The organism is Acinetobacter sp. YH12068_T, assembly GCF_024606005.1.
GTDB classification, from domain to species: Bacteria; Pseudomonadota; Gammaproteobacteria; order Pseudomonadales; family Moraxellaceae; genus Acinetobacter; species Acinetobacter amyesii.
This window is the reverse complement of the sequence record NZ_CP094555.1, coordinates 2,976,610-2,988,956: the sequence shown is the minus strand read 5'-3', so window position 1 is coordinate 2,988,956 and position 12,347 is coordinate 2,976,610. Positions and strand designations below refer to the sequence as shown.

The window sequence follows — 12,347 nt, the reverse complement described above, 5'->3', positions numbered from 1 at the left end:
CAGTTGTGAAGTGAAAATCTCCACAACACACGGAGAAAAAAATTGAAAGACTTGCTCGATATCATGCGCAAAAAGACGGATTCAGACGGTCATGCTCCTGTAGAGTTTGATCGCATCCGTATTGGTCTTGCGTCACCAGAAATGATTAAGTCGTGGTCTCATGGTGAAGTTAAAAAGCCTGAAACCATTAACTACCGTACGTTCAAACCTGAACGTGATGGTTTATTCTGTGCCAAAATCTTTGGTCCAGTAAAAGATTACGAATGCTTGTGTGGTAAATACAAGCGTATGAAATACAAAGGCGTCATTTGTGAAAAATGTGGCGTTGAAGTAACAACTGCAAAAGTACGTCGTGAGCGTATGGGGCATATTGACCTTGCTTCTCCAGTTGCACATATTTGGTTCTTAAAATCACTTCCTAGCCGTATTGGTCTGCTTTTAGACATGACTTTACGTGATATCGAACGTGTATTGTATTTCGAATCATACGTTGTAACTGACCCAGGTATGACTCCACTTGAGAAATACCAACTTCTAAACGATGAAGAATACTTCACTGCTTTAGAAGAACACGGTGATGAATTCACTGCGAAAATGGGTGCAGAAGCAGTTCAAGATTTGTTGAAAGACATCGATCTTGAAGCTGAAATTTCACGTCTTCGTGAAGAAATTCCAAATACAACTTCAGAAACGAAGCTTAAAAAAGCTTCTAAACGTCTGAAATTGATGGAAGCGTTCAAAGAGTCGAACAACAAACCAGAATGGATGGTGATGAATGTACTCCCAGTACTTCCACCTGATCTTCGTCCGTTGGTTCCTCTAGAAGGTGGTCGTTTTGCGACTTCTGACTTAAACGATCTTTACCGTCGTGTAATTAACCGTAACAACCGTTTAAAACGTCTACTAGACCTTGCAGCACCAGACATTATCGTACGTAACGAAAAACGTATGTTACAAGAGTCTGTTGATGCATTGCTTGATAACGGTCGTCGTGGTCGCGCAATTACTGGTTCGAATAAACGTCCTCTTAAATCTTTGGCAGACATGATCAAAGGTAAACAAGGTCGTTTCCGTCAAAACTTATTGGGTAAACGTGTCGATTACTCTGGTCGTTCGGTAATTACCGTAGGTCCGACTTTACGTCTTCACCAATGTGGTCTTCCGAAAAAAATGGCGCTTGAATTATTCAAACCATTCATTTTTGCGAAACTACAAGCATCTGGCCAAGCGACAACCATTAAAGCTGCGAAGAAAATGGTTGAGCGTGAAACTCCAGAAGTTTGGGACGTACTTGCTCACGTAATTCGTCAACATCCAGTGATGTTGAACCGTGCGCCTACACTTCACCGTTTGGGTCTTCAAGCATTTGAACCAACCCTGATTGAAGGTAAAGCGATCCGTCTTCACCCGTTAGTTTGTGCGGCATTTAACGCCGACTTCGACGGTGACCAAATGGCGGTACACGTACCATTAACACTTGAAGCTCAGTTAGAAGCTCGTGCGTTAATGATGTCAACAAACAACATTCTTTCTCCTGCGAACGGTGAGCCAATCATCGTACCTTCTCAGGACGTTGTCTTAGGCTTGTACTACATCACTCGTGATGCGATCAATGCCAAAGGTGAAGGCATGGTGTTTGCGGATACTGACGAAGTAAACCGTGCACTTGCAACAGGTCAAGTTGATTTACACGCTCGCGTAAAAGCACGTGTACACCAAACTGTCATTGACGAAAATGGTAACCGTGAACAACAAACCATTGTTGTAGACACAACTCCAGGTCGTTGTTTACTTTGGGAAGTTGTACCTGAAGGTATGGATTTCCAACAAATCAACGTTGAGATGACTAAAAAGAACATCTCTAAATTGATCAACTCTTGCTACCGTAAATTAGGTCTTAAAGATACTGTTATCTTCGCTGACCAATTGATGTATTTGGGCTTCCGTCAAGCGACTCACTCAGGTGTGTCTGTTGGTATGGAAGACATGTTAATTCCGCCACAAAAACAAGCAATTATCGAAAAAGCTGAAGTTGAAGTTCGTGAAATTGAACAACAATTCGAGCAAGGTTTCGTAACTGCCGGCGAACGTTATAACAAAGTTGTCGATATTTGGGCGCGTACAAACGACCAAGTAGCGAAAGCGATGATGGACAACTTGTCTTTCACAACTGTTAAAAACAAACAGGGTGAAGACGAGAAACAAAAATCATTCAACTCGATCTACATGATGTCTGACTCAGGTGCCCGTGGTTCGGCAGCTCAGATTCGTCAGTTAGCGGGTATGCGTGGTTTGATGGCGAAACCAGATGGTTCGATCATTGAAACACCAATTAAAGCGAACTTCCGTGAAGGTTTGACCGTACTTCAGTACTTCATTTCAACACATGGTGCACGTAAAGGTTTGGCCGATACTGCATTGAAAACTGCGAACTCAGGTTACTTGACTCGTCGTTTGGTTGACGTTGCACAAGACTTGGTAATTACTGAGCCAGATTGTGGTACTTTCGACGGTCTTGTAATGACTCCGTTCATTCAAGGTGGCGATGTCATCGAGAACTTAGGTACTCGAGTATTGGGTCGTGTACTTGCTGAAGATGCGAAGAAACCAGGTTCGGATGATGTGATTCTTCCACGTAATACTTTAATCGACGAAAAACTTGCAAACTACTTAGAAGAGCAAGGTGTCGATGAAGTGAAAGTACGTTCAGTTGTAAACTGTGAATCTACTTTCGGTGTATGTGCGAAATGTTACGGACGTGACCTTGCTCGCGGTCACTTGGTGAATCCAGGTGAATCTGTGGGTGTAATGGCTGCTCAATCAATTGGTGAGCCAGGTACACAGTTAACAATGCGTACATTCCACGTAGGTGGTGCTGCGAGCCGAACTTCTGCTGCTAACAGCGTACAAGTTCGTAACAAAGGTACAGTACGTTTCCACAATGTGAAAACAGTACAACACGCTAAAGGTCACTTGGTATCAACTTCACGTTCAGGTGAAATCGGTATCGCAGATGACATCGGTCGTGAACGCGAACGTTACAAAATTCCATACGGTGCTTCAATCATCATTAAAGATGGAGAAGCTGTGGAAGCTGGCGGTATCGTAGCGACTTGGGATCCGCATACACATCCATTGGTTACCGAAGTTGCAGGTAAAGTGCGTTTCAGCCAAATCGCTGATGGCGTAACTGTGACATCGAAAACTGATGATGCAACAGGTATGACGACTATTGAGGTACTTCCAGTAACTTCACGTCCAGCATCTGGTAAAGATATGCGTCCAGCTGTTGTATTGGATACAACAGATGGCGGCGAACAGTTCTACTTCCTACCACAAAACACGATTCTGACTGTGCGCGACGGCGAAACAATTGGTGTCGGTGATGTTATTGGTCGTGTACCACAAGAATCTTCACGTACACGTGATATTACCGGTGGTCTACCGCGTGTAGCTGACTTGTTCGAAGCACGTAAACCGAAAGAACATGCGATCCTTGCTGAAATTTCAGGTATCGTAAGCTTCGGTAAAGAGACCAAAGGTAAGAACCGTCTTGTGATTACTCCGGATGATGGCTCTGAGATTTACGAAGAGCTAATTCCGAAATGGCGTACGATTAACGTGTTCGAAGGCGAGCATGTGAACCGTGGTGAAACCATTTCTGATGGTCCGCAAAACCCACACGACATCTTACGTTTGAAAGGCGAAGTTGCACTGACAAACTACATCGTGAACGAAGTTCAGGACGTATACCGTCTGCAAGGTGTAAAAATCAACGACAAGCACATTGAAGTGATCGTACGTCAAATGCTTCGTAAAGTTGAAATCACTGACGGTGGTGATACAAGCTTCATCAAAGGTGAGCAAGTGGAATACATCCGCGTTGTTCAAGAAAACCAAGCTGTGGCAGCTCAAAACAAGTTCCCAGCGAAGTTTGAACGTCAATTGATGGGTATTACCAAAGCGTCGCTTTCTACTGACTCGTTCATTTCTGCTGCATCGTTCCAGGAAACAACTCGTGTGTTAACTGAAGCTGCTGTAACAGGTAAAGAAGATGAATTACGTGGTCTGAAAGAAAACGTAGTTGTAGGTCGTCTGATCCCAGCGGGTACAGGTTTGGCTTACCACTTAGAACGTCGTCGTCAAGAGTCTGAAGCTGCAGAGCTTGAGCTTCACAATGATTTCTCTGATGTAGATCAAGCATTAAGCCAAGCATTTAGCGATGAATTTAACGGTCTTTAATTAGCCCTTAAATCTTTCAAAAAAGCCACCTTTGGGTGGCTTTTTTTATGCGGATGAATTGAAAATTAAAGCTTTCCTAATGTTGATTTATTTCCTATAGTAAAAATAGAACATAACAAATCTCTTGATTTTTAAACTTAAACATAACGGGGTCTTTTTGATGAAATTCACACAGCAAGTATTCGCAGTTTCTGCATTATTCAGCTCATTGACAGCGATTGCTGCACCTATGCCCAATTCGATTGTGGTGGAAGATAAAGCTGTAGTTCCAGTACTAAAAACAGAAGTGATTCGCCGTGTTGCAGGTCAAGAACCTGTACGCCAAGTGACTGCAACAGTGTTAGAAATGACCAATAAAGGTCAGGATATCGTGGCACGTGAAATTGAACTTTCAGATCATCAAAGTGATTTTTCTGAAAAGAAATTATCGATTCCAGTACTACAACGTGGTGGCGTCATCGTCCCGACCTCTAAAATTGAAACCAAGACGACGGTGAAACAGGACGGTCAGATTATTCGTCAAAACACCAATATTGATGCAGAAGGCGTAGAGTTTAAGAAAGGGCAAGACCCGATTAAACGCACGCTAAAACTAGATCAGGCAACTGATCCAGAAAGCAAAGCTAAACTCTCTCATGCTGTGCTGACTGAAAATGGTGAAACCACAAAAGATTTGATGATTTTGGATGAAAACCCTGAGTGATTCGTGAGCGATTAGGCGTGATTTTTTACAAAATGCATCATTTATGCTCCAAGCCGTAACAAGCTATGTTTAATTGTTTCATACAATGGTTTTAGAATCATAGGTATTGAAGAAGACAAGGAACATCACAATGAAAAAAGTAATGAGCGTATGCGCAGTCGCAATGATGTCGACCCTAATGCTTGCTGGTTGTGAAAGCATGTCACCTAATGAACAGCGTATTGGTGCTGCAGCTTTAGGTGGTGCCATTGGTGGTGGTGTGGGTAATAATGTCGGTGGTGGTGTAGGTGCAGCCGTTGGTGGTGGCGCTGGTGCAGCTGTAGGTAGTAAAACTCAAAACGGTTCAAACCGAAATGCTACATATAGTGGTGTAGGTGGTGCGATTGGTTCTGCAGTCGGTAAAAGTATCTTTGGTGGTAACACTGGTGCTGCGATTGGTGGTGCAATCGGTGGTGGTGCAGGTGCTGCAATTGAGCAAAATCGCTAATCCAATCCGATAAAATTGAATGAAAAGGCGCTTAAAGATAAGCGCCTTTTTTATTTGCGTGGACGGGGTTGTTTGCGACGAATGTATAGCGTTTTTTGAATTTCAGCGATACGTAAGCCTGCTTCATCAAAAATATTTAAGCTATAGTTCCGTAAAACAGGTGCGTGGTTATCTGCTAAGTTTTTAATATGATTGATTTCATTTGGGTCGAGCTGGATGTCAGCGTATACCGTTCCACGCCCGGGAGATAAAAATTGGATATTTGCCGCTTTGTCCCACACGATATAACGTGAGCCAAGGTGATGCATCAAAATCAACATATAAAATGGGTCAACCATTGAATATAGACTACCGCCAAAATGTACACCGACAATATTTTGATTTTTTCGAGTTAATGGCATTTTGACGCGAATGTGATAATTGGCGAGATCAATTTTATCAATCGAAATGCCAGCACCTTTATAAGGGGCATAATGATTGAGTAAGAATTTAGAGACAATAGGCATTGTCATTATTTTCTGGATTATGCTCATATTGGGTCAATTTTTTTTTATGCTGAACTTTGCATACTAAATGAGTTTTAAAACTGTGGCATTGATCACATTGCCCATGTTCACAAATAAAACGTCAATTCGATGGAATCGATAAAAGGACAAGAAGAATGCAACCACTAAATACGCAATGGGTGAATACCACAGATCAACAACGGCTCTATGTGAAGACATGGGGTGATGAAACTAAGCCGGCATTGGTTTTGGTTCATGGTTATCCTGATAATCAGGAAGTATGGGAACCGGTTATTGAACATCTTATTAATGAATTTTATATCGTCACCTATGACGTGCGAGGTGCAGGGCAGTCCTCTGTGCCCCGTAAAGTACGAGATTACCGTTTAGAACAACTTTCACTTGATTTAGATAGTGTGACGCAAGCGGTATTAGGCGAGCGTAGTTTTCATTTGGCCGCGCATGATTGGGGCTCTATCCAATCTTGGGAATCGGTAACTGAGCCAAAATTTCGCTCACGTATTTTGTCTTATTCAACTATTTCTGGGCCATGTTTGGATCATGCGGCATTTTTGCTCAGAAATAGCTTTAAGCATCAGCAGAAAAAATTACTCAAATTATTAAGTAAGTCATGGTACATCGGGGTATTCCAATTACCATTTTTGGCACCGACGGCGTGGCATTTTTTGAATGCTGAACGTTGGGGAAAAATTGTGAATGATTTAGAACGTACTCAAGAATTGCCTTTGAATCATAATATTCAGCATGATGGTAAACACGGTATTGCGCTTTACCGTGCTAATTTTATTCCCCGCTTAACTCAGCCTAGACAACGTCATGCGGTCTGTCCTGTACAAGCGATTGTGTTGAAACATGATAATTTTGTCAGTCCAGATTACATTAAAGAATTACCTAAATGGGTTGAGGATTTATCTGTAGTTGAAGTCAATGCCAATCATTGGGCCGTGCTGAGCCAACCCGAAAAAATTGCAAGTTACATCGCTCAATTTGCGCAATCACAGCAGCTTTAAGTAAATCGTTCAACAGTGGCAGTTTCATCGATAGGGGGCTAAATAGCGAGCAAATTCTGATAAAATACGGTTTTTTGTCAGACTCCCTTTTTTTCTTATGTTTGCTATTCTTGCCGCAATTACAGTCATGTTTGGACTGTCGCTGGCACGCGTGCCTGTTGTATTTGCGCTGATCATTGGTGCAGTAACAGGTGGCTTGTTAGCTGGTCTTGGTATTCATGGCACCATCGAAGCGTTTAATAGTGGCTTAGGCAACGGTGCTCAAATCGCACTTGCTTATGGCGTGTTGGGGGCATTTGCTTTGGCACTTGCGCGTTCAGGTTTGCCAGATTTACTGGCTTATCAACTCATTACTAAACTCAAAGGTAACAGTAATGTGAAAGCCCAGAATCGCGTGAAATACGTAATTTTCGCTACTATCGCTTTAGCCGCCGTATGTTCACAAAACGTGATTCCAGTGCACATTGCGTTTATTCCAGTATTAATTCCACCATTACTCAGCGTATTTAATCATTTAAAACTTGACCGTCGTTTGATTGCTTGTGTTCTGACTTTTGGTCTTGTGGCGACTTATATGCTGGTACCTTTTGGTTTTGGTGCTATTTTCCTTAATGATATTTTAGGTCAAAACATCAATAACTTTGGTAAGCCATACGGTTTCAACATCAGCTATGATCAAATTCCAACTGCTATGGCAATTCCAGTATTTGGGATGTTTGTTGGCTTATTAATTGCTGTTTTTTATAGCTACCGTAAACCACGAGAGTATGCTGACGTTCAGATTAAGGAATCACAGCACACCATCTCATCTGATGTAAAAGCAGATGAAAATGGTAAACCACAAGTCGCTAAATTTACTTTGATTATGGCTGCGGTTGCAGTGGTTGCTACGCTTTCTGTTCAAGTCATATCTGAGTCGATGATTTTGGCCGGTCTCGTTGGTGTTGCGATCTTAAGCTGTGCAGGTATCTTTAAGTGGAAAGAAGCCGACGATGTCATTATCAGTGGTATGCGCATGATGGCACTGGTGGGTTTCATTATGATTTCTGCGCAGGGCTTTGCATCTGTGATTGAGGCTACGAATCAAGTACCAATACTGGTACAAGCTTCGGTTGAATGGATTGGAAACAGCCGAGGTTTAGCTGCATTTTGGATGCTATTGATAGGGCTATTAATTACCTTAGGTATTGGTTCTTCATTCTCAACAATCCCAATTTTGGCCATTATTTATGTACCACTTTGTATTCAATTTGGTTTTAGCCCAGCGGCAACGATTGCCATTATTGGTACAGCAGCAGCTTTAGGAGATGCAGGTTCTCCGGCATCAGACTCAACTTTAGGCCCAACATCAGGTCTTAATATGGATGGTCAGCATGACCACATGAAAGACAGTGTGGTCCCGACCTTCATTCACTACAATATTCCATTAATGATCTTTGGTTGGATTGCCGCAATGGTACTCTAAAAAATTTTCAAAGATAAATAAAAAGGTGATTATATAATCGCCTTTTTTATTATTTAAACCTGATGAATTTAGTTGGTTTAAAATCATTCATTTGATTAATTCTGATTAAAATGGTTGGTATATTTTAAATATTAAGTTAATTATAATGGTTGATAAATAAAACCAACCTTTATACTTTGATTAAAATAAATATATTTAATTAATAATAACTTATATAATAGTGTAATAAATTATTAAATAATGTTATTGCATAATTTTAATACTAATGTTTAATATTAATTATTCATTCTAGAAGGTTGCTTAAAAATGTTAAAACAAGCTGCTCTTATTGCATTATTGGGTATGTCTGCTTCAGCGATGGCTGGTCAATGGCAGGTTAAAGTTGGTGGTTCTGTAATTTCTCCAACAGGTGACACTGAAACCGCATTAGGTACAGTAAAAGCGGATGATGAGTTAGCATTTACACCATCGGTTGAATATTTCTTTAATGACAACATTTCAGCTGAATTACTTTTAGCTACTCCAATTGGTCATGATGTACTTTTGGATGGTGATAAAGCTGCTAAAATTAAGCATCTTCCACCGACAATTACTGCAAAATATAACTTTAAAAATTCAACACGCTTTACACCATATATTGGTGTAGGTGGTACAGCATTTGTTGCTTGGGATGAATCTGGCGCGGCTAAAAATGTAAAAGAAGATTTTGGTTTTGCAGGTCAAGTCGGCTTTAATTACCAACCAGCTGATGCGAAAAACTGGGGTGTATACTTCGATGCTCGCTATGCTCAATTAAGCCCTGAAGTGACTTTAATTGATGAATTAGGTGGCGGTAAATTCGATTTAGATATCGATCCTATGGTGTATACAATTGGTTATAGCTACAAATTCTAAGCTTTAACTGATCTTAAAACCCTGCCGCCATTAGGCAGGGTTTTTTTTATGCAGCATATTCCATTCATCAGTTGATCGAATTGAACAAATAGGCAATAGAAAATTTAGGTGGAACTGTTAGAGTCGAAATAAATCAGCAAGTTGAAAGAAGAGAAAAGACGATGAAAAAAATTATTCAGGGTATGCTGGTCTTGGGCAGTGCTTATTTTATTTCGACAAGTTATGCCGCAAGTTTTGATTGTAAAAAGGCGAAAACCATTACCGAACATGCGGTTTGTGATAACCGGAGTATTAATGATGCCGATGTCAAAATGGCCACGACCTATACGATTATTCGTCATTTAGTTCCCATGGGGACACGTGGTGCAATTCAAGATCAACAAATTAAATGGCTACAACTACGCGATCAGTGCCGTGACAATGTCAGTTGTTTAAGTGATGTATATAAAATGCGGCAGCAAAAACTGGATCTCTACATGGACCGCGTTTATAAACAAGGACCTTTTTAAACCTTAAAATTTAGTGCGACAGAATAAAAATTTTCCATTCACACTATTGAAAAATAGTGAAGTCCCTCCATTCATATAGGCAATTGATAATTTTACTCAGTATGAACGGAGAGACTGATGAGCGAACAACAATCTCAAAAACACAGCTTCCAAGCGGAAGTGGCTCAGTTACTGCATTTAGTAACACATTCTTTATATTCAAATCCTGAAATTTTCCTTCGTGAGTTAGTATCAAACGCATCTGATGCCTGCGATAAATTACGTTTTGAAGGCATTAACCATCCTGAATATTATGAAAATGATCCAGATTTACATGTGCGTATTCATTTAAATAAAGAGCAGAAGACAATTACCATTTCGGATAATGGTATTGGTATGACACAACAAGAAGCGATTGATCATTTGGGTACGATTGCTAAGTCTGGCACTAAAGATTTTATGTCGAAGCTTACGGGTGATCAAAAGTCAGATGCACAATTGATTGGTCAATTTGGTGTGGGCTTCTATTCAGGTTTTATTGTTGCTGAAAAAATTACAGTGGAATCACGTCGTGCTGGGGTAAATGCCGCTGAAGGGGTACGTTGGGTTAGTAATGGTACAGGTGAGTTTGATGTAGAGCCAATTAATAAGGCTTCACGTGGAACCGACATCATTTTGCATTTACGCGAGGATGCTTTAGATTATTTAGATCGTTACAAAGTTAAGCAGATTATTAATAAATACTCTGATCATATTAGTTTGCCAATTGAGATGCAGAAAGAAGTTTGGCAACAAGAGGAAGCTGCCGAAGGCGAAGAAGCAAAACCTGGTCAATATGTACTGACGGATGAATGGGAAGCGATTAACTCAGCAAGTGCATTATGGACGCGTAATAAAAATGAGATCAGTGAAGAACAATATACTGAGTTTTATAAAAACCTGAGCCATGATTTTGAAGCCCCGCTTGCATGGACACATAACCGTGTAGAGGGAAGTACGGAATATACACAGTTACTTTATATTCCATCTCGCGCACCAAGCAATATTTTCACACGTGAAGCTAAAGCAGGAATTAAGCTGTATGTGAAACGTGTATTTATCATGGATGATGCGGATAATTTGATTCCAAATTATTTACGTTTTGTTCAAGGTGTGGTGGATAGCGCAGACTTACCACTTAATGTAAGCCGTGAATTATTACAAGAAAGTCGCGACGTTAAAACGATTCGTGAAGGTAACGCCCGCCGTATTTTAACGGTGCTAGATGGTTTGGCGAAATCTGAAGATGTTGCTGATCAAGAGAAGTTTGCAAAATTCTACGCTGAGTTTGGTTCAGTCTTAAAAGAAGGCTTAGGCGAAGACATGGCGAATCGTGAGCGTATTCTAAAATTATTGCGCTTTGCTTCGTCAAATAATGATGAAGTGAAAACATCATTTGCAGACTATAAAGCCAATATGAAAGAAGGCCAAAAGGCAATTTACTATGTGACTGCTGATAGTTTAAATGCTGCGAAAAACTCACCACAACTTGAATTGTTCAAGAAAAAAGGTATCGAAGTGCTGCTCATGACTGAACGAGTGGATGAGTGGGCGATGGAATTTGTTTTTGAGTTTGATGGAACACCATTACAGAATGTATCGAAAGGTGCAGTTGATTTGGGTGATCTACAAGATGCTGAAGAGAAAAAAGCACTTGAGGAAGCTGCTGAGCAGTTTAAACCTGTTGTTGAAAAACTGTCGGATGCGTTAAAAGATAAGACCTCTGAAGTGCGTGTAACAACACGTTTAGTGGACTCTCCTGCGTGTTTGGTGGTGGCTGAGGGTGAGTTATCACCGCAACTGGTCCGTATGCTAAAACAAGCAGGACAAGCGGTTCCCGAGTCAAAACCAGTCTTGGAAATCAATCCATCCCATCCGTTGGTACAAAAATTAGAAGGTTCAGCGCAATTTGATGATTTGGCGAATGTGATCTTCGATCAAGCGTTGATTGCTGAAGGCGGTTTACCCGAAGATCCTGCCCAATACATCAAACGGATTAACAGCTTATTGCTGAAGTAACGGTAGATATGAAATGAACCTCCTTCGGGAGGTTTTTTATTTGGTTTTTCGATAGAGCACATGAATAAAAACGTCCATGTTTTAATCTTTAAAACAAATTAAAAATAAATAATTAATCTATAATAACAATTACTAAGTATTGGGAATTTTAAGATGAAAATTTTAGTGATCGCTGTAATGGGCTCGCTGCTCTCTATGGGCCTCATGCAATCTGCTCAGGCAGACAGCGCTAAGCAAAAAATGGTGCGTAATGACCGTGTGCAGGTTTCAAAACAAATCGCACAATATGATATTAATCCTTTTGTAGATAGTCGCCGTGTGATGCGAAATGATCGTGTTCAGTATAGTTTTCCTAAAGTGAAAAAAGTCGCTGAAAAACAGCCGAGTATTGTACGTAATGATCGTGTACGGTGATTAAGAAAAATTGAAGCTGAGTTATTTAAAAAAAACCCATCCTGTTGAGATGGGCTTTT

The 12,347-nt window shown here is 40.6% G+C and carries 10 protein-coding genes; 9 read left to right on the top strand and 1 reads right to left on the bottom strand.

What is annotated here, in order from left to right:
- The first annotated feature begins 42 nt into the window (after positions 1-42).
- The 3 genes from rpoC (at position 43) to MST18_RS14200 (ending at position 5,432) form a co-directional block, all read left to right on the top strand.
- On the top strand, positions 43-4,242 hold the full coding sequence (rpoC, locus tag MST18_RS14210) for a DNA-directed RNA polymerase subunit beta' (protein WP_078192842.1): 4,200 nt from the start codon (positions 43-45) through the stop codon (positions 4,240-4,242).
- Positions 4,243-4,402: 160 nt separating this feature from the next.
- Entirely contained in the window at positions 4,403-4,945 is a 543-nt protein-coding gene (locus tag MST18_RS14205; RefSeq protein ID WP_078189825.1) for a hypothetical protein, read from the top strand.
- 130 nt (positions 4,946-5,075) lie between these two features.
- Positions 5,076-5,432 (top strand): DNA transfer protein p32, encoded by a 357-nt coding sequence (locus MST18_RS14200; protein ID WP_078192840.1) that lies wholly within the window; start codon positions 5,076-5,078, stop codon positions 5,430-5,432.
- 50 nt (positions 5,433-5,482) lie between these two features.
- Here the strand turns inward: MST18_RS14200 and MST18_RS14195 are convergent, their stop codons facing one another.
- Complete coding sequence (locus MST18_RS14195; RefSeq protein ID WP_180054258.1) at positions 5,483-5,965, bottom strand: DUF4442 domain-containing protein; 483 nt, start codon at positions 5,963-5,965, stop codon at positions 5,483-5,485.
- Positions 5,966-6,093: 128 nt separating this feature from the next.
- On the opposite strand from MST18_RS14195, the gene MST18_RS14190 reads away from it, so the two are divergent.
- From MST18_RS14190 to MST18_RS14165, 6 genes are all read left to right on the top strand, one after another.
- Positions 6,094-6,969 carry an alpha/beta fold hydrolase gene (locus MST18_RS14190; protein ID WP_180132750.1) on the top strand — a complete coding sequence of 292 codons (876 nt, stop codon included), beginning with the start codon at positions 6,094-6,096 and terminating at the stop codon, positions 6,967-6,969.
- 97 nt (positions 6,970-7,066) lie between these two features.
- Positions 7,067-8,434: a Na+/H+ antiporter family protein gene (locus MST18_RS14185; RefSeq protein WP_180101526.1), complete on the top strand. Its 1,368-nt coding sequence runs from the start codon at positions 7,067-7,069 to the stop codon at positions 8,432-8,434.
- A gap of 306 nt (positions 8,435-8,740) precedes the next feature.
- The gene (locus MST18_RS14180; RefSeq protein ID WP_180024739.1) at positions 8,741-9,328 is read left to right on the top strand and encodes an OmpW family protein; all 588 of its coding nucleotides are present in this window, start codon (positions 8,741-8,743) and stop codon (positions 9,326-9,328) included.
- Between the two features lie 161 nt (positions 9,329-9,489).
- A complete protein-coding gene (locus MST18_RS14175; RefSeq protein WP_078189819.1) occupies positions 9,490-9,837 on the top strand; it encodes a lysozyme inhibitor LprI family protein in 348 nt (115 codons plus the stop codon).
- 117 nt (positions 9,838-9,954) lie between these two features.
- Entirely contained in the window at positions 9,955-11,874 is a 1,920-nt protein-coding gene (gene htpG, locus MST18_RS14170) for a molecular chaperone HtpG (RefSeq protein ID WP_180024740.1), read from the top strand.
- A 153-nt stretch (positions 11,875-12,027) separates the two neighbouring features.
- Positions 12,028-12,288, top strand: coding sequence for a hypothetical protein (locus MST18_RS14165; protein WP_180132749.1), 261 nt, complete (start codon positions 12,028-12,030; stop codon positions 12,286-12,288).
- Positions 12,289-12,347: the final 59 nt, after the last annotated feature.

Excerpts from the sequence above, each read along its gene's own strand:
- MST18_RS14180 (WP_180024739.1), top strand. The coding sequence starts at position 8,741 with ATGTTAAAACAAGCTGCTCTTATTGCATTATTGGGTATGTCTGCTTCA.
- MST18_RS14195 (WP_180054258.1), bottom strand. The coding sequence starts at position 5,965 with ATGAGCATAATCCAGAAAATAATGACAATGCCTATTGTCTCTAAATTC.
- MST18_RS14185 (WP_180101526.1), top strand. The coding sequence starts at position 7,067 with ATGTTTGCTATTCTTGCCGCAATTACAGTCATGTTTGGACTGTCGCTG.
- MST18_RS14190 (WP_180132750.1), top strand. The coding sequence starts at position 6,094 with ATGCAACCACTAAATACGCAATGGGTGAATACCACAGATCAACAACGG.
- MST18_RS14205 (WP_078189825.1), top strand. The coding sequence starts at position 4,403 with ATGAAATTCACACAGCAAGTATTCGCAGTTTCTGCATTATTCAGCTCA.
- MST18_RS14175 (WP_078189819.1), top strand. The coding sequence starts at position 9,490 with ATGAAAAAAATTATTCAGGGTATGCTGGTCTTGGGCAGTGCTTATTTT.
- htpG (WP_180024740.1), top strand. The coding sequence starts at position 9,955 with ATGAGCGAACAACAATCTCAAAAACACAGCTTCCAAGCGGAAGTGGCT.
- MST18_RS14165 (WP_180132749.1), top strand. The coding sequence starts at position 12,028 with ATGAAAATTTTAGTGATCGCTGTAATGGGCTCGCTGCTCTCTATGGGC.
- MST18_RS14200 (WP_078192840.1), top strand. The coding sequence starts at position 5,076 with ATGAAAAAAGTAATGAGCGTATGCGCAGTCGCAATGATGTCGACCCTA.